The organism is Duganella sp. BJB476 (assembly GCF_003416895.1).
Lineage (GTDB): Bacteria > Pseudomonadota > Gammaproteobacteria > Burkholderiales > Burkholderiaceae_D > Rugamonas.
On the sequence record NZ_QVIO01000006.1, the window covers coordinates 179208 to 200769 of the forward strand.

Here is a 21562-nt window from a genome sequence, read left to right on the forward strand (position 1 = left end):
GCCATGAATCGACTACTGTGCGTCATCCTGCTGGGCGCCGCCGCGGCGGCGCAGGCGGGCGACATCACGCTCTACACGCGTGAGCATTTCGGCGGCCCGGCCCTGCAGCTGCACGGCTCGGAGCCCGACCTCGACAAGCTGGGCTTCAACGACAAGACCTCCAGCGTGATCGTGCACAACGGCACCTGGGAGGTCTGCGAGAACAAGCACTACAAGGGGCGTTGCCTGGTGCTGGAAAAGGGCGAGTACGCCGAACTGAAGAATTTCAACGACATGATGTCGTCGGTGCGGGAGGTCGAAGCCAGGCCGGCCGCCAAGGACAAACGCGAGCACAAGTGAAGCAACGCACGCCGCCCGCGTCCAATCGGCGCTAGACTGTGGCACATGCATGACGGGAGCGCGCAACGTGGAATACAAGGATTACTACCAGACCCTGGGCGTGGCCAAGACGGCCAGCGAGGATGACATCAAGAAAGCCTACCGCAAGCTGGTCCGGAAATACCATCCGGACGTCAGCAAGGAGGCCGACGCCCAGCACAAGACCCAGGAACTGAACGAGGCCTACGGCGTGCTGGGCGACGCCGAAAAGCGCGCCGCCTACGACGAGCTCGGACGCGGCCACCAATACCGCGCCGGCCAGGAATTCCGTCCGCCGCCGGACTGGGGCCGCGGCTTCGGCAACGGCGGCGCCGGCGCGGGCGGCTTCGGCGGCGACCCCATGGGCAGCGACTTCTTTGCCGACCTGTTCGCCAACCTGGGCGGCGGCGGCCGCCGGCGCCAGGCGCCGCCCAAGCGCGGCGAGGACAGCCACGCCAGCATCACCATCGACCTGGCCGACAGCTACCACGGCGCCACCCGCACCATCGGCCTGACCGTGGCCGAGCGCGACGCCCAGGACCGCATCGTCACGCGCGAGCGCAACCTCAGCGTCAACATTCCGAAAGGCGTGACGGCCGGCCAGCAACTGCGGCTGTCGGGCCAGGGCCAGCCGGGCGCGGCCGGGCCGGGCGACCTGTACCTGGAAATCCAGTTCCGCCCCAACGCCCGCTACCGCATCGACGGCCGCGACGTCTACGAAACGGTGCCGGTGGCGCCGTGGGAGCTGGCGCTGGGCGGCGAGATCGACGTCGCCACGCCGTCCGGCAAGGTCACCGTCACGGTGCCGGCCGCCTCGCAGAGCGGCCGCAAGCTGCGCCTGCGCGGGCGCGGCATCCCCGGCAAGGAGGCCGGCGATCTGTACCTGCTGCTGGAGGTGGTGCTGCCGCCGGCCAGCAGCGACAAGGCACGCGAACTGTATCAAACCATGGCGCGCGAACTGGCGTTCAACCCGCGCGCGGGAGGATGAGCGATGGGACAGGCTATTTTGAACCCGGTGCTGGTCGATGAGGCCGCGCTGACGGTGGCGGAACTGGCGCAAGCCTGCGCCGTCGAGCCGGACTGGGTGGTGCAGCGGGTGCGCACCGGCATCCTGCTCGACTGCGCCGACGGCGACGATGTCGCCTGGCGCTTCACCAGCGCCGACCTGGTGCGCGCGCGCCGGCTGTGCCAGGTCGAGCGCGACTTCGACGCCAACGACGACGTCGCCGCGCTGGTGGTCGATCTGTCGGAAGAAATCCGCCGCCTGCGCGGCAAGCTCAGCGCCGCCGGAGTGAAATAGGCGAGGGCGCCGCCAAGCCGGGCGGGACCTCGGCGATCGGCGGCGCGGGTTTCGTCTTGCCTTTCGGCTCGCCCTTGGGCTTGGCAGCCTCGGACTGATCGCTGAGGCGGTGGTACATATGGCTGACGCCCGGATCGCCGGCCACCGGCACCGGCCGCATGTCGTGGTTGGGCAGCGGCGCGCCGGGCTGCTCCAGCTCGAGGAACTGCTGCATCAGCCAGCGCGTGGCCGGCCCCGGCTCCTCGTCGCCGCGCCGTATCACGTACAGCGGGAAGCTGAAGGCGCTGCCCTCGCTGATGTGCAGCTGCACCAGCCGTCCCGCATCCAGGTCCCACTGCACGAACTCGACCGGCATATTGCCCCAGCCGATGCCGCTGCGCAGCAGCGCGTGCTTGGAGCTGAGGTCGCCCAGCCGCCAGTCGCGCAGCGCCAGCACGCCGAAATCCTGGCCCTTGGTCAACGTGCTGCGGTCGGTCAGCACCAGCTGGGTGTGCTCGCGCAGCACCGTGCTGGGGATGATGCCCTCGATCTGCGCCAGCGGATGCTCGGGCGCGGCCACCGGCACCATGGTCACGAAGCCGCAGCTCTGGCGCTCGATGGTGTCCGGCGTGCCCGGCATCCAGCCGCTGATGCCGATGTGGCACTCCTGCTCCAGCACCAGCTGGGTGACGGCGCCCAGCGCCTCGGTGCGCAGGCGCATCGCCACGGTCGGGAATTCCTTCTGGAAGGCGTGCAGGATGCGCACCAGCTTGCAGGTCGAGAACATCACGTCGACCACCACCGACACCTCGGCCTCCAGCCCGGCCGACAGCGCCTTGGCGCGGGCCCGCATGCCGTCCACCTTGAGCGACACCGCGCGGGCGTCGGCCAGCAGCGCCTTGCCGGCCTCGGTCAGCACCGGCTTGCGCTTGCTGCGGTCGAGCAGCGCGATATTGAGCTGCTCCTCCAGGTTGGCGATGGTGTAGCTGATCACCGACTGCGTGCGGTGCAGCGCGCGCGCCGCGTGGGCGAAACCGCCATGGTCGATGACGGCGATGAACACGCGCAGCTGGTCGAGGGAGGGAAGGCCGGGATCGCGCATACAGCACCTTGTTGAGAGATTGATATCGAAAGAATTTATCTAATATATCGATAGGTAGGATTTAAATTTACCTAGTTTCATCGATATTAAACTCGTTCTATGATGAATGCAATCCCTCCCCACCCGAAAGGAAACAGCATCATGGCAACCGTACTCCACATCAACAGCAGTGTTCGTCAAAGCGGCTCCCTGTCGCGCCAGCTCGGCGGCGAGTTCGTCGCAAAATGGCAGGCGGCCAACCCGTCCGGCACCGTCGTCACCCGCGACCTGGCTTCCAGCCCGGTGCCGCACCTGACCGAACAGATGATGGGCGCCTACTTCACCCCGGCCGAGCAGCGCAACGCCGACCAGGCCCACACCATCAAGACCTCGGACACGCTGGTCGACGAACTGCTGGCCGCCGACACCATCGTCATCGGCGCGCCGATGTACAACTTCTCCGTGACCTCCGGCCTGAAGGCCTGGATCGACCACGTGGCGCGCGCCGGCCGCACCTTCAAGTACGGCGCCAACGGCCCTGAAGGCCTGGTCCACGGCAAGAAAGTCATCGTGTTCGTCGCCAGCGGCGGCGTCTACAGCGAAGGCCCTGCCGCCGCCTACGACCACGTCACCACCTACCTGCGCTCGGTGCTGGGCTTCCTGGGCATGACCGACGTCACCTTCGTGGTCGCCGAAGGCGTGGCCATGGGCGAAGAAGCGGTGGCCGCCGCCGTCGCCAAGGGCCGCTCGAAGATCGAAGCGATCGCCGCCTAAGCGCAGTCCCCGCAATGAAAAACTCCCTGCCGGCGGCTGCCGGCAGGGAGTTTTTTTGCGTCGGGCGCGGCCGTTCAGCCGGGCACGTAGAAGCGGTACAGCGCCTTGTACGGCACCCGCGCTTCCTTGCCCAGTTCGGCCGTGGTGCAGCCGCCGGCCGGCGCCTTGCCCGCTTCGGTCGCCAGCCTCTGCACGTAGCTGACGCGGCCGAACGTGCCGTCGCCGCTGGCCGACTTGGCCGTCAGCAGCAGCCACGGGATCGCCTGGCCGGCCGGATCGTCCTGTTTGGCCTTGACTTCGCCGACCACCTTGCTGCCATCGAGGCCCTCCCAGGTCGGGCCGGCGTAGTGCTTGCCGAGGCTGGCGCCGGCGGCGTCGAACAGCGCCGCCTCGGGCGCCTTGAACACCCATTCCGCCTGGGCCGGACCGGCCTTGGCGGCGCTGCAGACATAGATCTGCACGCCTGTGGCGTTGGCCGCCAGCGACAGCTTGTGGCCGGCGGGCGCTTGCAGCGCGTCCGGCACCGTCACCGGCGGGAAGCCGGCGCTGGCGCAAGCGGACAGCGTGGCCGCCAGCGCGGCGGCGGAGAGCAGGCGAGTGTGCATATGGTTTCCTCCATGTTATTGAAAAGGCATTTTACGCAAATTCGTGCGGCTTGGCCGATAATCCTCACCGTCGGCCCGCGCTATCGGGCAAAATCATATACAGTTAAGCAAGCATCGGAGCTCATATGAAACGCAACCTGCATCTGCTGATCATCGATCCGCAAAACGATTTTTGCGATCTGCCGGACAGCCACCTGCCGCTCGACCCGGCTACTCGCGCGCCACATGCGCCGGCGTTGCCGGTGCTCGGCGCCCACCAGGACATGCTGCGCCTGGCCGGCCTGATCAACCGCGGCCGCGCCGGCCTGACCGCCATCAGCATCACGCTCGATTCGCACCACCGCTTCGACATCGCCCACCCGACCTTCTGGATCGCCCGCGACGGCGCGCCGGTGGCGCCGTTCACGCAGATCAGCGCGGCCGACGTGCGCGCCGAACGCTTCCTGCCGCGCCATGCCGGCGCCTTGCCGCTGGCGCTGAACTACCTCGATAAACTGGAGGCGGCGGGCCGCTACCGGCTGATGGTGTGGCCGGTGCACTGCGAGATCGGCACCTGGGGCCACAACGTCCACGACCATGTGCGCGCCGCCTACGGCGCCTGGGAGGAAGCCTCGCTGGGCATCGTCGCCAAGCTGGCCAAGGGCTCGAACCCGTGGACCGAACACTATTCCGCCGTGATGGCCGAGGTGCCGGACGCCGACGACCCGGACACCCAGCTCAACACCAAGTTCATCGCCTCGCTGGCTGAGGCCGACCAGGTCTACATCGCCGGCGAGGCCGGCAGCCATTGCGTCAAGGCCACGGTCGAGCACATCGTCGAGCACTTCGGCGGCCAGCCCCTGTCCAAGCTGGTGCTGCTGACCGACTGCATCAGCCCCGTGACCGGCTTCGAGCCGCAATACCAGGCCTTCCTGCAAGCGATGCAGGCGCGCGGCGTGCAGCTGCGGCAGGCGGCCGACGTGCTGCCCGAACTTCTGGCCAACGCCGGCCGCCCACTGGGAGCGGACCCCGCATGAACCAACCCATCGTCCGCAGCCTGCTGGAGACCGATTTATACAAGTTCACCATGTGGCAGGCGCTGTTGCACGGCCATCCGAACTCGCACACCGAGTACGAGTTCGTCTGCCGCAACGCCACCGCCTATCCGCTGACCGAGCTGCTGCCCGACATCGAACGCGAACTCGACCACTTGTGCTCGATGAGCTTTCGCGACGACGAGCTGAACTACCTGCGCTCGCTGCGCTACATCAAGAGCGATTTCGTCGACTTCCTCACCGTGTTCCGCTTCCAGCGCAAGTTCATCGAGGTGCGCGCCGACGGCGCCACGCTGGTGATCCACGCCAGCGGCCCGCAGGTGCACGTGATGGGCTTCGAGATCTATGTGCTGTACATCGTCAACGAGCTGTACTTCCGCCGCTTCGACGGCGCCGCCGCGCTGGCGGAGGGACGCGCGCGCCTGAGCGCCAAGATCGCCGCGCTGCAGGCCTTCGGCGCCGAGCCGGCCAAACGCCATCCCTTTGAATTCTCCGACTTCGGCACCCGCCGCCGCTACTCGGCCGCCTGGCACGACGAAGTGGTGCAGCGGTTGGCGCGCGAAGTGCCGCAATACTTCAAGGGCACCTCCAACGTCTACCAGGCGATGCAGTTCGGCCTGGTGCCGATCGGCACCATGGCGCACGAATACATGCAATCGTTCCAGGCCTTCGGCGTGCGCCTGCGCGACTTCCAGAAAGCCTCGCTGGAAGCGTGGGTGCAGGAATACCGGGGCGACCTCGGCGTCGCCCTGACCGACGTGGTCGGCATGGACGCCTTCCTCGACGACTTCGACCTGTACTTCGCCAAGCTGTTCGACGGCCTGCGCCACGACTCCGGCGACCCGGTGGTGTGGGGCGAAAAGGCGCTGGCCCACTACGCCGCGCTGCGGGTCGACGCCAAGACCAAGCGGCTGGTGTTTTCGGACGGCCTGAAGCTCGACACCGCGTTCGCGCTGTACCGCCACTTCGCCGACCGCATCATGACCGGCTTCGGCATCGGCACCCACCTGACCAACGACGTCGGCCTGACGCCGCTGAACATCGTCATGAAGCTGGTGTGCTGCAACGGTCAGTCGGTGGCCAAGCTGTCCGACTCGCCGGGCAAGACGCTGTGCAAGGACGAGACCTTCCTGGCCTATCTGCGGCAAGTGTTCAACCACCCGGCGGCCTGACATGGACAGCATGCGCTACCTGTACCTGCTCAACGCCGCCATGTACGCCGTCATCGGCGCGGCGCTGCTGCTGGTATGGCGACGCCACCGCAATCAGGCCTTCGCCCACCACATGGGCTGCTCGACGCTGTTCGCCGCGCTGATCCCGGTCGCCTACCTGATCCACACCACGGCGCCGGCGCCGTTCGACAGCCTGGGCGTGCCGCTGGTGCTGGTCGGCGCCATTCCCAACCTGCTGTTCCTCGGCTCCGGCGTGATGCAGCTGGCCGGGCGCCATCTGGCGCGCGGCGCCGCCATCGCCATCGGCGTGGCCGCCGCCGCCGCGCTGGTGGCGCCGGACGTCGCCGGCAAGCTGTTCTACTGGCCGCTGTGCAATATGCTGGTGCTGTGCGGACTGGGCGCGCTGGCCACGCGCTGGCTGTGGTCCACCCACGCGCTGGAGCGCCTGGTCGGCCCCTTGCTGATCCTGCTGGGCCTGAACCAGCTGCTGCTGGTGCTGTACGGCGAGCAGGGCATCGCCGCCAACATCGTCATCGGCACCGTGTTGCGCGCGGCGATCGGCACCGTCTTCGTGCTGAGTGCGCTGGACGGCGCGCTGCGCGACGCCGGCAAGCTGGCGGCCCGCTTCCAGCTGCTGACCGAGCACTCGGTGCAGGGCGTGGTGGTCACCGACGGCCAGCGCATCCTGTACGCCAATCCGGCGGTGCGCGGCATCTACGGCATGCCGCTGGGGCAGGGCAACTACACGGTGTTTGCCGACCTGCCGCCGGAGAGCTTCAGCGACGAGCAATTGCAGCGCCAGCACCGCCTGCTGCAGGACGGCGCGCTCGACATCGCCAGCTGGGAAGGCCGGCGCGAAGTGGCCGGCGGGCGCGAGCTGGAGCTGCGCTTCGAAGCGTGGCGGGTCGAATGGGACGGCGTCGGCGCCACCCAGATCCTGATCACCGACGACACCGAGCGCAACGCCAGCGCCCGCGCGCTGGTGCACCAGGCCACGCACGACAAGCTCACCGGCCTGCCCAACCGCGCCGTGCTGATGCAGCGCCTGCGGGAATATTGCTACCTGGCCGACGGCTCCTTGCACTGCACGCTGGTGGTGCTGAATATCGACCGCTTCAAACTGTTCAACCAGAGCCAGGGCCATGTGACGGGGGACCACGTGCTCAAGGCCTTCGCCGCCAAGCTCAAGGACGCGCTCGGCGCGCGCGCCGAACTGATACGGCTGGGCGGCGACGAATTCGCCATCGTCGATCCCGACGAAGGCAATGCGCGCGACATCGGCGAGCGCCTGACCAATGCCTGCGTGCAGGCGCTCACGGTGCCGGGCGGCGAATACTTCATCGACGCCTCGATGGGCATGGCGGTGTTCCCCGACAACGCTGGCAACGCTGAGGCGCTGCTGCGCGCCGCCAACGCCGCCATGTACCAGGCCAAGCGCACGCCGGGCACAGCGTTGGCCATGGCCGAGCAACGCTTCGAGCAGATGTCGAGCCAGACCCTGGACAACGAACAGGCGCTGCGCAAAGGCATCAAGAACCACGAGATCTACCTGGACTACCAGCCCAAGATCGACGCCGTCACCGGCAAGCTGCTGGGCTTTGAAGCGCTGGCGCGCTGGGTGCGGCCGGGCATCGGCTGGGTCAGTCCGGTGGAATTCATCGCCATCGCCGAGCGCACCGGGCTGATCCCGGAACTGGGCGCCATGCTGCTGGGGCAGGCTTGCCGCCAGATCGCCGCCTGGTGCGCCGAGCTGGGCGACTGTGTGCCGGTGGCGGTCAACGTCTCGCCGATGCAGCTGCTCAACCGCGGCTTCCTGCAGATCGTCGAGCAGACGCTGATCGACACCGCCATCCCGCCGCGCTGCCTGACCTTGGAGATCACCGAAAGCGCCGCGGTCGACAACCTCGACGACACCCGGCTGCAGTTGCAACACCTGAGCACCCTGGGCATCGACGTCGCGATGGACGATTTCGGCACCGGTTTCTCGTCGCTGAGCATGCTGCGCCAGCTGCCGCTGAGCACGGTGAAAATCGACCGCGGCCTGATCGACCCGCTGCCGGCGCCGGACGCGGTGGCGGTGGTCAAGGCGATCTGCCAGCTGGCCGCCGCGCTCGAGCTGCAAGTGGTGGCCGAAGGCATCGAAACGCTGGAGCAAGCGGTGGCCGCGCGCGACGCCGGCTGCCACGCCTTGCAGGGTTTCTTCTACGCGCGCGCGCTGACCGTGGCCGACGCCGGCGAATGGATGCGGCGCCAGCAGGCCGAAGCGGCCGGCCTGCTGGCCACCTGACTGGCGGACTAGGCTGCGGTGGAGCCGAAGCCGCCCATGATGGCGTCCGCCTTGGCGCCTTCGTCCTCATCGTAGATATCGATGGTCAGCATGGCACCGCTGCGCTGGCGCGCCTGTGCGGCGGCGGCCGGCCCGCCCGGCGTCAGCGAGTCGAGCAGGTTGCCGACCATGCTGGTCGAGACGCTGGGCGGCAGCGTCGTGTGCTTGGTCAGCTTGACGCAGGACGGCGGGAAGCCGCTCGACAGCAGAGCGCTGCGGGCGCTTTCGGCGTCCGTCACCTGGTCGAAATTGCGATGGATGGTACGTGTCATGATGAGCCTCCGTCTTGAGACTGGACAGCGATGGGCGGCTTAAAAGCCGGGGACCACGGTTTCGAAATGTTCCACTTTCGGCGGCAGGGCGAAATGGCTGCCCACCAGCCCGCGCCAGACCAGGAAACCCTGGCTGGAGCGAAAATCGACCAGATGGTTGTCCAGCGTTTCCCAGCCCACCACCAGATGATACGTGTCCGGCACCTCGATGTCGCGGTCCAGGCGCATCGACAGGCAGCCGGTGGCGGCGCGGAACACCGGCACAGCCTCGGCGACCGCGGCCTGGAAGGCGGTGTGGGATTCGGGTTTGATGTACAACTCGGCGATTTCATAGATCATAGGGCATTCCTTTCAAGATACGCCTCTATTGTGCCTCAAGCGCGGCCGGCGTGCGCAAGATGAACAGCATTGCCTGCCGGGCCAGTTGCTGGACGTCGACGCCGCTGCCGGGTTTGTACCATTGCACCGTCCAGTTCAGCGCGCCGAAGATCAGCAGGCGGTCGAACTGCGAGGGCATGGCCCAGTCGCCGGAACGGTGCAGCGCGGCGATGGCGTGGTCCCACACCGCCTCGTAGCGGTCCTTGAGGGCGACGATGCGGGCCCGCGAGGACTCGTCCAGCGAGCGCCACTCGTACAGCAGCACGGCGATGAAATGGTGGTCGGGCGCCAGCAGCGTATGCAGATGGGCCTCGACCAGCTGGCGCAGCAGCTCGCAGGGCGGCAGCGGCTGGCGGGCGATGGCTTCGATCTCGGCCAGCGAGCGGGCCAGGCCTTGTTCCATGATGGCGGCCAGGATGTCCTGCTTGGACTTGAAATGGTAAAACCAGCTGCCGGCCTGGATGCCGGCGGCGGCCGCGATCTCGCGCACGGTGGTGTTGTCGTAGCCCTTGGTGCGGAACAGTTGGGCCGATTTCTCCAGCAATTCGGCGCGCAGGCCGCCGCCTTCCCCCTTGTGGGGCCGCCCGCGTTTCTTGGGGCTGGCAGCGGCGAGGACGGCGGCATCGGGCATGGCGAGGCTCAGGCGCGGGAAGTGTGGCTTTCATTTTAATGCAGAGCGCCGCTCGCACCCGAAAAAGCATGCAGAAATCCTATTTTATGCTGCGTCGCAACAACGCTGCGCAAGGATGGGCTTGAGGCAGATCAGAGATGTAGCGCGGAGCCGGGATTAAGCTGCTTGGATAGGCCAGGGGCCGTTCCAAGCATGCGAAAAATAACGCGTTAGCTCAGCTTGACAACGGCCACAGTGGTGCCGAGGATGAGGATATGAGCCCGGAGATGGAAACACTAAGGCAGGAGATGGGTGCCGGCTTCAAGGAGGTCAATGCCCGGATCGATGAGCTGCGTCGCGAGACCACGGCGCGGATAGATGAGTTGCGCAAGGAGACTGCAGATAACTTCAAGCTGGTAGACGCCAAGTTTGAACAAATCAGAAGAGAGACGGCGGATCATTCCCTTGCGGTCAATGCGCAGATCCACGAACTGCAGAGAGACACTACCAGCCGCTTGGACGGCATGCACAGGGACATCAGCAGTCGCATCGACAATATGCATCGCGAGACGACGATCCGTATTGACACGATGATTCATGAGAGCCAGAAGCGCATGGACCGCAGTGATGCACAGTTCCGCTGGCTGGTTGCCCTGATCGTTTCGAGTTTCCTGGGGATTTTCGGCCTGCTGGCCAAGGCTGGAGCCGTGTTTTAGCGAGGTGTAGAGTGTTGGTGCCGGTATATTTCCCGACCGCCGGCGCCGGTAGTAGCCGCCTCTGGGAGGCGCTAAATGGTCGTTCTGTGTGAGAACTGCGATCATCATAACGGTCAAATATGACGGGCGTTTGACGTGCTCTTCAGGGGGAGGGTGCGAACGCGGGCAAAGTGCGGTAAAATGGAGTTCTGTGGGGTCGACCTGGTTTCGACGTGGGTTGCAAAGCAGCGCAGGGCATACCGAGGGCGGGCTACCTCGTAAATACAACCTGAAAAAACTTAACTGCAAACGATAACTCGTACGCACTGGCAGCTTAATTGCTGTTAGCTCCACAACACCTCGTCCCTGGGGTGGGCCGTTAAAAGCTGTGGAGTCATTTACAGGGACTCGCGCTGTGAGGGGTCACTTCAATCCGCGCTAAATCTAAGGTGAATCGCTAGTCCAAAACGTGCACATCCGTGTTGTACTGGTTAAATTAAATGATAGTGCTAAGTATGTAGAACTGTCTGTAGAGTGCTTGCGGACGCGGGTTCGATTCCCGCCGACTCCACCACTAATACGTTTTAAGCAGCCTCATGAAGCACCAAAAACCCGCCTCCGAGCGGGTTTTTTACTATGAGCGGCCGTCCGCCGACGTACGTGGACGACCGCCGGCATCCGATAGCAAAGTGGGGTAACTGTCAGGGGTAACAGCCAACGACGGCGGGGAGTTACCCCAGTTTGTCGAGGTGAGCGTGATGGCGCGGTTGCCTCGCACGGAAAGCGCTCTGAACCGTTTGATTTACCTCAACGCGGTATGGGAACTATCGATGGCAGGAGAACTCCAAAGTTTCAGACGGAGACAACCCATGCTACTTACCGACGTCAAAATTAAGAACGCGAAACCAGCTGTGAAACCTTACAAGCTGTACGACGAGCGTGGACTTTTTCTCATCGTCACTCCAAACGGCGGTAAATGGTGGCGCTTGAAGTATCGTTTTGAAAATAAGGAAAAACTGCTTTCGCTGGGCGTCTATCCGGACATTGGATTGAAGGACGCCAGGGAGAGAAGAGAGGAGGCCCGCAGGCTTGTGGCGCACTTCATAGACCCTGGACTTCAGCGCAAAGCACAGAAGAGCGTAAGGCAAGAGCATGCCGCCAACAGTTTCGAGATTGTGGCGCGGGAATGGCATGCAAAGTACGCCCCTACCTGGGCAGAACATCACGGCGACCGTATTCTGCGTCGACTGGAGCGCGATGTTTTTCCTTGGATCGGCGGAAGGCCAGTCGTAGACGTTTCGGCACCGGATCTGCTCTCGGTCGCACGTCGAATAGAACAACGCGGAGCGCTTGAAACAGCTCACAGGGCGCTTGCAAACTGTGGCCAAGTGTTTCGCTATGCGGTCGCTACTGGCCGTGTTCAGCGTGATCCAACGGGCGATTTGCGTGGAGCGCTTCCGCCTGTCCGAGGCGAGCATTTCTCCGCTGTGACTGAACCCAGCAAAGTTGCAACCTTGTTGCGTGCGTTGGATAACTATGAAGGCTCGTCAGTCGTCGCTTGCGCGTTACGTCTGGCACCACTTGTCTTTGTTCGACCTGGCGAGTTGCGGAAAGCGAAGTGGAGCGATTTCGACCTTGGTAATGCGGAATGGCGGTTTCACGTCTCGAAGACCGATACTCAGCATATTGTTCCGCTGTCTTCGCAAGCTCTGACTGTATTGCGGGAGCTATACGCCATAACAGGTGACGGCGAATACGTTTTTCCCAGTGCCCGCACGAATGAACGGCCGATGAGTGATAACGCGATTTTGGCGGCCATGCGGAGATTGGGCATTGAAAAAGAAGAGATGAGCGGGCACGGCTTCCGTGCGATGGCACGCACCATTCTCGATGAGGTGCTTGGTGTGCGTCCGGATCTCATTGAGCACCAGCTGGCGCATGCAGTGAGGGACCCTAACGGCAGGGCCTATAACCGCACGGCGCACCTGCCCGAACGAAAAAAGATGATGCAGCAATGGTCAGACTATCTGGACCGTATAAAGAGGGAGGGGCGCCAAACAGATAGTGGTGCGCATGGCGACTGAGCGGCTGCAACCCCTTAGCAGACCTCTATCAACATTACCAGCTCTTCCTCTTCATTTTTCAGTATCGTCAGTACAGCCTAAATGCATCACCTACGATTCCTTTGAAATTCTCCAACAATGTCTGAAATTTCTTTGTTGACTTTCTTATACGCAAGAGATTCAAAGGGGGTAGCGTTCGCTTTTGTTACCTGCTGACTAATGGCTTCCCAGGAGCGAATATTAGCTTTCTTAAACGCCTGCCCTTCAGGCGAAGAAAAAAAAGCAATGGCAGCACGTAATTCTTTCTGCGATAAACTATTAGCCATTTCTTTTGCGACTATATCGTTGACGCCATCAATATTTGACTGTCGACAAATTTCCACTTGATATTTCTTGTATGCTGCTACTACTCTCGGCCAGTACTTTGATTCTGGAGTTATGCCGCCAAATGCATCCGGCTGCACCTTGAAAATAGATTTCGGGTCTAATGCCGCAGCTTGACTTAGCTCGCACTGATCTTTAAATGAAGTCGGCACAGACTGATAATCTAAAAGCTTTCCCAACTGCGCACCTTGTTTTGTCGTAGATGTAGTTGATTCAGCGAACACGAATAAAGGCATAACCATACACACAATAAAAAACAAATTTTCAAACATAAATTTTTTCATAAATATAATATTATCACTTATCATTTTATTTCATTAAGGTATTAACCAACCGACAATAACCGCAATGCGAACAATAGTCTAACGTCCATTCGGCAAAATTAACATTGCAATGTTGACACGTATACGGCTAAATGCCCAGCAGAAAAGTGGACATATCGACGTACCATCTGAGGACTTTCCCAGCCGCCTAACTCTTGCAACACGTTCAAAGGCGTACCATTTGGCACATGCCGGTTTAGCAATATTTCTTTGTCTTTACAATTGTCCTGGTGGTCTGCTTCTGGCCGATAAAAGTCGCACTATCGCTGGCAACAACACTATTTTCATACGCCGAGTTTTCGCGTTGACGGGTCATGGCTCTTATTTCAATTGCAGTGTCTTCATCAGTTCCAGCAGCCCCCCGATATCCGGGCGTTCTTTGTTGGTCTGGGAAATATGGATGTCGAACCACAATCCATCCACATAAGCGCTCGCCAATACGTGCGCTTGACTCACCGCTAAACCTTGCGGCTTATCGAGATAAAAGTAAGCTACCTTGAATTGACGGTCATCGGTCATCTTTATTTCTTGCGCATCCTTGTACAGAGGATTCTTCAGCGCCTCTTTCAGACAGTCATCCGCTGACCGGCAAGGTCCCGTTTTGTCTATGTAGACCGAAAAGACAGTACGTGCCTGTTCACTGTACATCATGTAATAGGCGACCTTACCATCCGAACGTCTTTGTTCTTTGTTCAACGCCCAGTCCGCGCGCGGCATCACCAGCCCTTGCGCACCTAACGGTATCGAAAACCTGCGGTCGGTAATTGAATCGTTCACATCAGCATATACCTGCGGGGCAGTTAGCATAACTATTGCGGACAAAACATAGCGAAAAAATTTCATTACATCCCTTGGTTAATTAAATGGGTGACCGTTGCAAAACCATTTTCAGCGGTTGGCGCAAGCGCAACGACTACAGCTTTTGGCCGAGTTCGGCCTATGAGGACGAACGTAAAAAACGACCGGCTTTTACTTCTAAGAGCTTTATGAGCTCAGGTTGCATGTACTCATAGTCATCCGGAATATCGAGACAGATAACTCGCTTCCCATTTAAATATGAACGGAATTTGGATGAGAGTCGATTCCGATGGGCTTTTTCCATCACAAATATGATGTTTGCCCAAGCTATTTGCTCAGAAGACAGCGGTACAGTTGCATCGCCACCCAACCCCGCCGAATCGGTCTCAACATCTGGCCAAGCAGAGAATATCTGTTCAGCTGTCGGGCTTCTCAGACGGTTTTGGCTACAGATGAACAGTGCACGCTTCAATCGATTTCAACCTCAAAGTATCTTTTTAAATGTTGGGAACGGCAGCTTCTGGCCGGTCTCGGCTTAGCTCGATAGTTGATGCGAATTATCTTTCGCTAGCTCATCAGCATACCTTTTAGCTAAGGCAAGCAAATTCTCTCGTCTATCCGCCAAGGCTAGTGAAAGGTACGACGCAAACAGGTCTGAACCGACTGTGTTGAGCGCTGAAAGTGCCCCCATCTGCGAATACTCGTCTCCACTTTTCCAAGCAGCCTTGGCAAGAGCAGGAACGGCAGGTGATCGCATGTGCGCCAATGAGAGTAGTGCCATTCTACGCGTGCGCTCGTGCTCGTCCCGCATAAACGCAATCAGTAGCACTTCCGCCTCATCGCGACGCTGAACGCAGTACCCTAGATGCTCAGCAATGTCGTCGCCAGCAACCCCGCCTCTAGCAAGAGAATGCTTGGCGATCGCCAGCATCGTCTGCTCGCTTTGTGCGACCAGTTCAGCAATGTAATCTGTATTGACCTGTTCAAGCACGTAGAGTATGTCCGTGACATCATCGTCAGACCAGTTCTCAGGCGGCACGCGCGTCAAGAATTCTTGGAGAGCGCTTATCACGCCACCTTCGCTCCACCAGAACTCATATTGATCTACCCAACGGTTGGTGGTTAGCCAAATGCGAACTTTTTCGACCTCGGCACGAAAATCTGCAGCCATATTTCTTTATCTTTCCAATTGTCCTGGCAGTCTGCCTGTGGCTGCGGAAGTTTGCAAAACTATCTCTTCGACTTTGGAATCAAAAATTTTGGCGGTACAGCACGGAGAAAAATGCAAAGCGCGCCAAATGCGATAAAACCTGCCATCTTAACGAAGTGAGGGTCCGGGAAGAACATCTCCCATGCCGTCGCGCTCGCAATCACCAACCCTAGGAGGCTGATCATTGCATTGATGTAGCCCCGCATATTTCTTCGATCCATCTCCCCCCCCAAGCATTTACCTATCGTGGCCGAAGCCATCCATACATGTCCTGCAAAATTGCTCTTAGCTATGAGACCTTTTCGTTTGGGAAAGCATACCATTTTGCCAAACAGGAAAATGCGCAAATTTCCACATGTCGTGCGAACGATTTCACTGCCGTTTGGCAGCGGACAAAGCCTGTGCAAGATGAACTGCATTAAACGACCGCTGCGGCAGCAGCGTTGCCCCGCAGGGCAGGTTCCCGTTGAGCACCGCAGGTGCAAATAAGGGAAGTGGAGTTAGCAAACCGCAAGGTTAGCTAACTTCACATATCCTGCCCGTCATTTCTGCGCTTTTTTTCCGCAACTGAGTGCGATCGAACGCTGTAGAAACGCGTTTCAAACGCGATTTCTCCGCAACTAAGCGCGGTTGAAACGCTGTTAATCGCGATTTTTCCGTAACTGAGCGCGACTTTTTGCAACTGCCAGTTGTACTGATGCGTACCGGAAAAATTTTAGGACGACGAATAGGCCAATATTTAGCCGAGCTGAACAGTTAAAACGGCCATTGAAGTGAAATCAAGCGGTCCAATCCAGCCAGCGTCAACCCGTTGTGTCAGGCAAAGAACTGGCACGGCCAATGGTGACTTGGCATCGTCATCGACTGAGCGGATTGCCGGCCCCAGAATCGCCTGCGTTCCTCGAACGTCACTTTGCCCGCAGACCTGTCTTGGAAGCGCGCCAGCAGTCATTAAACGCGTTGGAGCTATATCGGCAGCCGTATGCCTGCCTACGCGGAAAGCCAATCCGACGAAGATTCCTGGCTTCAAGCTGAACATATGGCGCTTGCAGGTCTCTCGCTTTACCGTCTGTTCGCCACCGCCGACATACTGGGTACGTTCTGGGGGTAACTGGAAAGATAAGCGCGGCGTTTTTATCGATTTTCCCTATGAGGCGATTTTGCAGTTCGATTGACGCCGACTCCACCACTGGATTAAAAACAAAAGGCCCCGGCGCGAAAGCGCCGGGGCCTTTTGTTTTTAATCCTATCGCTAGCGTTGGCGGGAATCGAAACCGCGTCCGGCACGGACGGCGGGGCGGAGCGGGGAATTCGCCCCGCATGCGGGGCGCCCGCGCAGCGGGTTGCGCTTGCAAGCGCAACCCTCTCCGATTCGACTGACTTCAAAATCGCCGCAGGCGATTTTTCCTCTCAGCATCAATTTCCACGCAGAAATTTGATCAAATCCGATACCCTGCGTGCGGTATAGCTTTAGATTGATAAAGCTATATTTGAGCTATACTTCTCATGAACTCAATCGTCTGGAAGCCTCAAGCCGTGCGTCAGCTTCGCAAGATCGCGGACCAAGCGAAGCGCGAGGCTATCTATGACGCGGTCCAGAAATTAGCAGCCTGGCCGATATGCGATGGCGATATCCAACGCCTGCAAGGCCGCGAAGACTACCGATTGCGCGTCCGCGACTACCGAATTGTTTTCGAAATTGACCAGCACGGCAACCCTGTCGTCATCACCATCGCCCAAGTGAGAAAACGAAGTGAACGCACCTATTAACATTCAGATCTTGAAGGGACCGGATGGTTTGCCAGCGTTCGCTGTCATCCCCTACAACGATTATCTAACCATGACCAAGCAGAGACCAGAACTCACCGTTCCCAACGAAGTGGTCGGCAAAGTCATCCAGGATGGCGTCACGCCGATCCGCGCCTGGCGCGAACATCTGGGGCTGACGCAAGCAGAAGTTGCTAGTCGCTTGGGCATCGCACAGTCGTCCTATGCAGTCCAAGAGAGTAGCGCCAAGCTGCGTAAGTCGAGTCGCGAAAAAATCGCCGTGGCGCTAGGTGTGGCGCTAGAACAGTTGAGCTTGTAAATGCAGTTGTTCTCCCGTCGCGCCGGCCCGCCACGGCCGGCGCGATGCCCAAGTCAGGCGTAGGTTACATGGTCGAAGGTGGAGGCGTTCAACGACGGATTGTTGTGGGACAGCACAGACAGCCCGCTGAACACCGTCGCCGGCATGCCGACGTCGATGCTGCCCGCCTGCGTCCAGTTCACCCCATCCGGCGAAATGAAGCCGGTGAAGGTATTGCCAGCCCGCGCCAACCGCACCCAGTAAGGCGCCGTGATCCCCGCCAGCTGGTTGACCGTGCTGGTGCCACCGCCTGTGGAGCCACGGTAAGTCATTTGCGCGCCGTTGCCGGGAGTGACCGCCAGCATCACGTTCTGCGCGTTGCCGTCCAACGTGGCGCGCATCATCACGCCGGACTTGGCCCAGGCGTTGCTGTTGCCGATGCTCGCCACGCGCGCGGTGATGCTGCCGTCGCCGGTGGCGCAGGCCGAGGCGAAATGGAAGCCGTCGCTGTTGCCCCAGATATCCGCGCCGCTACCCGCCACCGTGTACACACCGTTGGCGAGGCTGGCGCTGCCTTTCACCGCAACCGAACCGACGTCGACATCGAACATCGGCGCCGGCAGCGACGAGCCGCTCAGCGCGGCGATGTCCGCCGCGCTGGCCGCGCCGTTATAGATGCGGAAGTCGTCGATCATGCCGCTGAAGGTCGGATCTGAGAATTGCGAGCGGCCGATATAGTTTTGCGTGGTATGCCCGACCTGGAATGGCGGCATGCGGAAGTTGGCGGTGGTCTGGATCGGCGCACCGTTCAGATAGATGGTCAGGTCGGTGCCCGCCAGCGTGACCGCGACATGCACCCATTGCGCCGTCGGCAGCGAGGTCGGCGCGTCGACGCGCCATTCGCTGTCCGAGCCATTGAGCGTGACCGCGAACCCCAGCGTGCCGCGGCCGGTGTGCGGCGACAGGAACATGTAATGCAGGGAGTTGCTGCCAAAATCGAAGATCCGGCTCCAGGTCTGGCCGCCGTTCCAGTACACCCAGGCCGCGATGGTGAAGTCGCCGACGGTATCGACCACATTGGCCGGCAGGCTGGCGTACGCGCCATTGCCGTTCAGCGCCAGGGCCGTGCCCTGTCCCGACACGCCCGGCGCCCACGCAGCGCCACCGGCCAGCGTGCCGATGTGTCCGTTGCCGCTGCTGTCGGCGGCAGTAGTGCCGCTACCCTCGTCGAACGCCAGGCGGGTGTGTAGCCTGACGCCGGCGATGCCTTGCGCCTCGTTCGACGCGGCCGTCTCGCCGGATGGCGTACTGGCCGTGACGACGTAGTAATACACGCCATTCGCCAGGTTGGCGTCGGTATAGCTCAGCAGGTCGGTGATGCCGGTGGCGATCACCGCGTAGGGACCGCCGGCGGTCGTGCCGCGCTTGACGGTGTAGCCGGTCGCGTAGGCGCTGCCCCACAACGACAGCACCACCTGGCCTGCGGTGGTCACGGCGCTCAGGCCGCTGGGCGCCACGCCGGCGGCGATCGGATCGCGCGTGAACAGCAGCGTGCCATAGCCCAGCTGGTCCCAGGTGCCGCCCGTTTGCGGATAGCGCCCGCCGCCTTCCGGCGCCACTTTTTGCGCGAACTGTTGGGTATAGGGGGCGGCCAGTCCCTTGCGGTTGACGTAGTGGTTGTAGATCAGCGCCCATGCGGGCCGGGCATTGCCCTGCGCCGAGGTGGAGAACGTGGTGAAATAGAAGCCCGGCACATCATAGTTCACGAACGGGACCGGATTGTAGGTCGTCCCCGACTGGATCAGATTGCCCTTGGCCGAATATTCGCAGGCGGCCAGCACGCGGTTGTTATCGTAGCCATACAGGTCGATGCCCTGGTTCCACGCCATCTCGCAGATGGTGGTGACCAGCGCGATGCTGAGCATGTTGTGGCCCTGGTCGCGTCCGGACTCCTGCGTCTGGCCGAGGTAGCCGGGGTGGATGTAAAACACCATTTGCGCGATCGCGCCATTGCCCAGGCCTTGCTTGAAGTAGCTCACCGCGTTGTCGAACCGCGTGCGGTCGTCGCACAGCACCGCGATGGCCATCGTGGCGGCCAGGCTGCTCAGGTCCCAGTTGGAGAACACGGTCAGCTGGCTGAAGCCTCCGGTCAGCGGCAGGAACACGTTGATCATCATTTGCTGGAAGGTGGCCAGATCGGCCGCGGCCCAGCCGGAATAGCCGCGCATGATTTCCGCCGCGTTGGCCAGTTGATAACCCTGCAATCCGGCGGCCAGGTAGCCGTCCCAGTGGCCGTCCGTCATGTTGATGCCAGTGAGCGTGGAGCCCCACGCGTTCAGGATCTTCACGGCGGTGTTGGCGGCCGCGAGGTTGCCGTTGATTTTCCACTGCAGCGCGTTCAGGTAGGCGGCCATGGTGTCCCACTGCAGATTCTGGACGTTATCGCCATGCACGCCGTCGTTGCGGTAGATCACCGGTCGCGCCCCCGGATTCCACGAGTTGCTGGCCAGGTTATTCTGAAGCATCAAGTTCCAGTCATCGATCCATGGCGATGCCTGGGCGCCGACCTTCTGGCTCATGCGGTCGAAGTCCGCCTGGGTGTGCAGCAGGCCGGGATGGACGAAAGCGCCAGGCGCTCCGCCCATCCGTTTGGGCGCAACCTGCGCGGCAGCGGTGGCGGCATCCGCGCCGCCGCCGCAAGCTGTCAGGCTCAGCGGGCCGAGCGCGGCGAATCCGAGCGTGCTGGAACAAAATGCCCGTCGTTTTGGGGAAAAGGGTGGGTTGGTGTTTGACATGGTATCCAGACAGAGTGAGAGTGGGCCATGCATGCCGGATAGCCAGGGAGGCTGGTGCCGCTCCGGAATGCGTCCTTGCTGAAGTCGCAATCGCGGGCGCCGCGCTGACGACGAGCGGATTATGTCAGTGAATATTGCTGTGCGGCAATCGTGCGCAGGTATTGGGAAAAATCGTAATCCGGCTTGTCGGATTTGTTAAAGGGCCGCGAAAAACCTCGGCCAGGCAGACCCTAATCCGCTCTTTGCACGCAGTTGCGGCCGGCGCGCTTGGCGGCATACAGCGCCGCATCGGCTCGCGACAAAAGGTCGGTCATCGATTCGCCGATCCGATGCTCGGCCACCCCGACGCTGATCGAGAGCCTCAACTCGGACAGCTCCCCATCCAGCCGGGTTGCGCACACCGCCTCGCGAAAGCGCTCGGCAAACGCCACGCATTCCATGTCGCCGATACCTGATTGAAAAACGGCAAATTCGTCACCGCCAAAACGCACCGCGACATCGGACCGGCGCGAGTGCTGCTTGAGCAGGAGCGCGATATGACGCAGCACCGTGTCGCCGCCGAGATGCCCGTGCGCATCATTTATGTCCTTGAAGCGATCAATGTCGAACACCAGCAAGGCCAGCCGCGTGGCCTCGTCGCGCTCATGCAGTTCGATCAGGCGCGCCGCCGCGTCTTCCATGTAGTAGCGGGTGAACAAGCCGGTCAGTGGATCGCGCACCGCCAGTTGATAGTAGCGGCGCCGGTCTTCTTCCATCGCCGCGTAGCTGATCTGGGCCAGTCGCAGATCGTCATAGGCCACCTGGAGCTCCTTGTTGGCGGCCAGCAGATGCTGCGCATGCTGATGCTCGCGCGTGACATCCTGATAGATCGTGACGAAGCCGATCGCCTGCCCATCCGGGTCATGGATCACCCGGCCGGTGATGTCGAGGACGGTGCCGTCGGCGCGGGTGCGGGTGAACTGGTGCGGTTGAAACATCATGCTCAGCCGGATGCGTTCCCTGGCCTGGTCATCGGGATCGCCGGGACCATAGTCGCCGCGCCTGGCGTTAAACAGGAACAGTTCCTGCAACGTCACGCCCGCGTGCATAACCTCTTGTGGAAAATCCAGCAGACGGCAGAACGCGTCGTTCCAGAATCGCATCTGCAGGCTGCGATCGATAATGGTCACGCCCACGGGCATGCACTGCATCGCTTCGACCAACTCGATAGTGCTGAGCTGCGAGATGTTGTTCGCCGGTTGATTTGTCATTTTTGGGGCCGCTACAAGTTGAGAACTGAGGTCTGAAGTTTGTCGCAGTTTTATGGTATCACCGGGCGTCGCCGCGCTGGTAGAATCATCC

General features: G+C 61.3%; 22 protein-coding genes and 1 other RNA gene. 12 read left to right on the forward strand and 11 right to left on the reverse strand.

Features of this window, described 5'->3' with window-relative positions; genetic code table 11:
* Positions 1-3 precede the first annotated feature (3 nt).
* The 3 genes from D0T21_RS22815 to D0T21_RS22825 all read left to right on the forward strand — a co-directional run bounded on the left by D0T21_RS22815 (position 4) and on the right by D0T21_RS22825 (position 1657).
* The gene (locus tag D0T21_RS22815) at positions 4-339 is read left to right on the forward strand and encodes a beta/gamma crystallin family protein (protein WP_116993459.1); all 336 of its coding nucleotides are present in this window, start codon (positions 4-6) and stop codon (positions 337-339) included.
* Positions 340-406: 67 nt separating this feature from the next.
* Positions 407-1345: a DnaJ C-terminal domain-containing protein gene (locus D0T21_RS22820; protein ID WP_116993602.1), complete on the forward strand. Its 939-nt coding sequence runs from the start codon at positions 407-409 to the stop codon at positions 1343-1345.
* 3 nt (positions 1346-1348) lie between these two features.
* The gene (locus tag D0T21_RS22825; RefSeq protein ID WP_116993458.1) at positions 1349-1657 is read left to right on the forward strand and encodes a chaperone modulator CbpM; all 309 of its coding nucleotides are present in this window, start codon (positions 1349-1351) and stop codon (positions 1655-1657) included.
* Here the strand turns inward: D0T21_RS22825 and D0T21_RS22830 are convergent.
* Positions 1635-2738 (reverse strand): LysR family transcriptional regulator, encoded by a 1104-nt coding sequence (locus D0T21_RS22830; RefSeq protein ID WP_116993457.1) that lies wholly within the window; start codon positions 2736-2738, stop codon positions 1635-1637. The two genes, D0T21_RS22825 and D0T21_RS22830, sit on opposite strands and share 23 nt — an antisense overlap.
* A 141-nt stretch (positions 2739-2879) precedes the next feature.
* On the opposite strand from D0T21_RS22830, the gene D0T21_RS22835 reads away from it, so the two are divergent.
* The gene (locus D0T21_RS22835) at positions 2880-3491 is read left to right on the forward strand and encodes an FMN-dependent NADH-azoreductase (RefSeq protein WP_116993456.1); all 612 of its coding nucleotides are present in this window, start codon (positions 2880-2882) and stop codon (positions 3489-3491) included.
* Between the two features lie 74 nt (positions 3492-3565).
* Here the strand turns inward: D0T21_RS22835 and D0T21_RS22840 are convergent, their stop codons facing one another.
* Entirely contained in the window at positions 3566-4096 is a 531-nt protein-coding gene (locus D0T21_RS22840; protein WP_116993455.1) for a DUF3455 domain-containing protein, read from the reverse strand.
* A 125-nt stretch (positions 4097-4221) separates the two neighbouring features.
* On the opposite strand from D0T21_RS22840, the gene D0T21_RS22845 reads away from it, so the two are divergent.
* The 3 genes from D0T21_RS22845 to D0T21_RS22855 are packed head-to-tail and all read left to right on the forward strand — an operon-like array spanning position 4222 to position 8589.
* Positions 4222-5112 carry a cysteine hydrolase gene (locus D0T21_RS22845; RefSeq protein ID WP_116993454.1) on the forward strand — a complete coding sequence of 297 codons (891 nt, stop codon included), beginning with the start codon at positions 4222-4224 and terminating at the stop codon, positions 5110-5112.
* Positions 5109-6302, forward strand: coding sequence for a nicotinate phosphoribosyltransferase (pncB, locus tag D0T21_RS22850; protein WP_116993453.1), 1194 nt, complete (start codon positions 5109-5111; stop codon positions 6300-6302). The genes D0T21_RS22845 and pncB overlap by 4 nt, the downstream gene beginning before the upstream one ends.
* Before the next feature lies 1 nt (position 6303).
* Positions 6304-8589, forward strand: a complete 2286-nt coding sequence (locus D0T21_RS22855; protein ID WP_116993452.1) for a bifunctional diguanylate cyclase/phosphodiesterase — start codon at positions 6304-6306, stop codon at positions 8587-8589.
* Positions 8590-8597: 8 nt separating this feature from the next.
* On the opposite strand, the gene D0T21_RS22860 is transcribed toward D0T21_RS22855, so the two are convergent.
* From D0T21_RS22860 to D0T21_RS22870, 3 genes are read right to left on the reverse strand one after another with little or no spacing between them, the layout of a single operon-like run.
* Entirely contained in the window at positions 8598-8900 is a 303-nt protein-coding gene (locus D0T21_RS22860) for a hypothetical protein (protein WP_116993451.1), read from the reverse strand.
* 39 nt (positions 8901-8939) lie between these two features.
* Positions 8940-9239: an antibiotic biosynthesis monooxygenase gene (locus D0T21_RS22865; protein ID WP_116993450.1), complete on the reverse strand. Its 300-nt coding sequence runs from the start codon at positions 9237-9239 to the stop codon at positions 8940-8942.
* Positions 9240-9264: 25 nt separating this feature from the next.
* Positions 9265-9909 (reverse strand): TetR/AcrR family transcriptional regulator, encoded by a 645-nt coding sequence (locus tag D0T21_RS22870; RefSeq protein WP_116993449.1) that lies wholly within the window; start codon positions 9907-9909, stop codon positions 9265-9267.
* A 254-nt stretch (positions 9910-10163) separates the two neighbouring features.
* Between D0T21_RS22870 and D0T21_RS32550 the strand changes: the two genes are divergently transcribed.
* The 3 genes from D0T21_RS32550 to D0T21_RS22885 all read left to right on the forward strand — a co-directional run bounded on the left by D0T21_RS32550 (position 10164) and on the right by D0T21_RS22885 (position 12667).
* Positions 10164-10604 (forward strand): hypothetical protein, encoded by a 441-nt coding sequence (locus tag D0T21_RS32550; RefSeq protein ID WP_229211604.1) that lies wholly within the window; start codon positions 10164-10166, stop codon positions 10602-10604.
* A 192-nt stretch (positions 10605-10796) separates the two neighbouring features.
* Positions 10797-11157, forward strand: a transfer-messenger RNA (tmRNA) gene (gene ssrA, locus D0T21_RS22880).
* 295 nt (positions 11158-11452) lie between these two features.
* A complete protein-coding gene (locus D0T21_RS22885; RefSeq protein WP_116994530.1) occupies positions 11453-12667 on the forward strand; it encodes an integrase arm-type DNA-binding domain-containing protein in 1215 nt (404 codons plus the stop codon).
* An 86-nt stretch (positions 12668-12753) separates the two neighbouring features.
* Here D0T21_RS22885 and D0T21_RS22890 read toward each other — a convergent pair whose 3' ends face one another.
* The 4 genes from D0T21_RS22890 to D0T21_RS22910 all read right to left on the reverse strand — a co-directional run bounded on the left by D0T21_RS22890 (position 12754) and on the right by D0T21_RS22910 (position 15322).
* On the reverse strand, positions 12754-13314 hold the full coding sequence (locus D0T21_RS22890; protein WP_158568040.1) for a DUF2059 domain-containing protein: 561 nt from the start codon (positions 13312-13314) through the stop codon (positions 12754-12756).
* 360 nt (positions 13315-13674) lie between these two features.
* A complete protein-coding gene (locus D0T21_RS22900; RefSeq protein ID WP_147328160.1) occupies positions 13675-14196 on the reverse strand; it encodes a hypothetical protein in 522 nt (173 codons plus the stop codon).
* A gap of 94 nt (positions 14197-14290) precedes the next feature.
* Positions 14291-14623, reverse strand: coding sequence for a low molecular weight protein tyrosine phosphatase family protein (locus D0T21_RS32560; RefSeq protein ID WP_116994533.1), 333 nt, complete (start codon positions 14621-14623; stop codon positions 14291-14293).
* Between the two features lie 63 nt (positions 14624-14686).
* The gene (locus D0T21_RS22910) at positions 14687-15322 is read right to left on the reverse strand and encodes a HEAT repeat domain-containing protein (protein WP_116994534.1); all 636 of its coding nucleotides are present in this window, start codon (positions 15320-15322) and stop codon (positions 14687-14689) included.
* A gap of 1545 nt (positions 15323-16867) precedes the next feature.
* Between D0T21_RS22910 and D0T21_RS22920 the strand changes: the two genes are divergently transcribed.
* A complete protein-coding gene (locus D0T21_RS22920) occupies positions 16868-17131 on the forward strand; it encodes a type II toxin-antitoxin system RelE/ParE family toxin (RefSeq protein WP_116992833.1) in 264 nt (87 codons plus the stop codon).
* Positions 17115-17447 carry a helix-turn-helix domain-containing protein gene (locus D0T21_RS22925; RefSeq protein WP_116992834.1) on the forward strand — a complete coding sequence of 111 codons (333 nt, stop codon included), beginning with the start codon at positions 17115-17117 and terminating at the stop codon, positions 17445-17447. Before D0T21_RS22920 ends, D0T21_RS22925 begins: the two co-directional genes overlap by 17 nt.
* 53 nt (positions 17448-17500) lie before the next feature.
* On the opposite strand, the gene D0T21_RS22930 is transcribed toward D0T21_RS22925, so the two are convergent.
* Both D0T21_RS22930 and D0T21_RS22935 read right to left on the reverse strand, forming a co-directional pair.
* Complete coding sequence (locus D0T21_RS22930) at positions 17501-20221, reverse strand: LamG-like jellyroll fold domain-containing protein (RefSeq protein WP_116994536.1); 2721 nt, start codon at positions 20219-20221, stop codon at positions 17501-17503.
* Between the two features lie 230 nt (positions 20222-20451).
* Positions 20452-21471 (reverse strand): diguanylate cyclase, encoded by a 1020-nt coding sequence (locus tag D0T21_RS22935; RefSeq protein WP_229211605.1) that lies wholly within the window; start codon positions 21469-21471, stop codon positions 20452-20454.
* Positions 21472-21562: the final 91 nt, after the last annotated feature.

Coding starts and splice junctions, on each gene's coding strand:
- D0T21_RS22930 (WP_116994536.1), bottom strand. CDS start 20,221: ATGTCAAACACCAACCCACCCTTTTCCCCAAAACGACGGGCATTTTGT.
- D0T21_RS22885 (WP_116994530.1), top strand. CDS start 11,453: ATGCTACTTACCGACGTCAAAATTAAGAACGCGAAACCAGCTGTGAAA.
- D0T21_RS22910 (WP_116994534.1), bottom strand. CDS start 15,322: ATGGCTGCAGATTTTCGTGCCGAGGTCGAAAAAGTTCGCATTTGGCTA.
- D0T21_RS22865 (WP_116993450.1), bottom strand. CDS start 9,239: ATGATCTATGAAATCGCCGAGTTGTACATCAAACCCGAATCCCACACC.
- D0T21_RS32550 (WP_229211604.1), top strand. CDS start 10,164: ATGAGCCCGGAGATGGAAACACTAAGGCAGGAGATGGGTGCCGGCTTC.
- D0T21_RS22830 (WP_116993457.1), bottom strand. CDS start 2,738: ATGCGCGATCCCGGCCTTCCCTCCCTCGACCAGCTGCGCGTGTTCATC.
- D0T21_RS22835 (WP_116993456.1), top strand. CDS start 2,880: ATGGCAACCGTACTCCACATCAACAGCAGTGTTCGTCAAAGCGGCTCC.
- D0T21_RS22845 (WP_116993454.1), top strand. CDS start 4,222: ATGAAACGCAACCTGCATCTGCTGATCATCGATCCGCAAAACGATTTT.
- D0T21_RS22825 (WP_116993458.1), top strand. CDS start 1,349: ATGGGACAGGCTATTTTGAACCCGGTGCTGGTCGATGAGGCCGCGCTG.
- D0T21_RS22920 (WP_116992833.1), top strand. CDS start 16,868: ATGAACTCAATCGTCTGGAAGCCTCAAGCCGTGCGTCAGCTTCGCAAG.
- D0T21_RS22900 (WP_147328160.1), bottom strand. CDS start 14,196: ATGAAATTTTTTCGCTATGTTTTGTCCGCAATAGTTATGCTAACTGCC.
- D0T21_RS22935 (WP_229211605.1), bottom strand. CDS start 21,471: ATGACAAATCAACCGGCGAACAACATCTCGCAGCTCAGCACTATCGAG.
- D0T21_RS22860 (WP_116993451.1), bottom strand. CDS start 8,900: ATGACACGTACCATCCATCGCAATTTCGACCAGGTGACGGACGCCGAA.
- D0T21_RS22870 (WP_116993449.1), bottom strand. CDS start 9,909: ATGCCCGATGCCGCCGTCCTCGCCGCTGCCAGCCCCAAGAAACGCGGG.
- D0T21_RS22890 (WP_158568040.1), bottom strand. CDS start 13,314: ATGAAAAAATTTATGTTTGAAAATTTGTTTTTTATTGTGTGTATGGTT.
- D0T21_RS22855 (WP_116993452.1), top strand. CDS start 6,304: ATGGACAGCATGCGCTACCTGTACCTGCTCAACGCCGCCATGTACGCC.
- D0T21_RS22840 (WP_116993455.1), bottom strand. CDS start 4,096: ATGCACACTCGCCTGCTCTCCGCCGCCGCGCTGGCGGCCACGCTGTCC.
- pncB (WP_116993453.1), top strand. CDS start 5,109: ATGAACCAACCCATCGTCCGCAGCCTGCTGGAGACCGATTTATACAAG.
- D0T21_RS22815 (WP_116993459.1), top strand. CDS start 4: ATGAATCGACTACTGTGCGTCATCCTGCTGGGCGCCGCCGCGGCGGCG.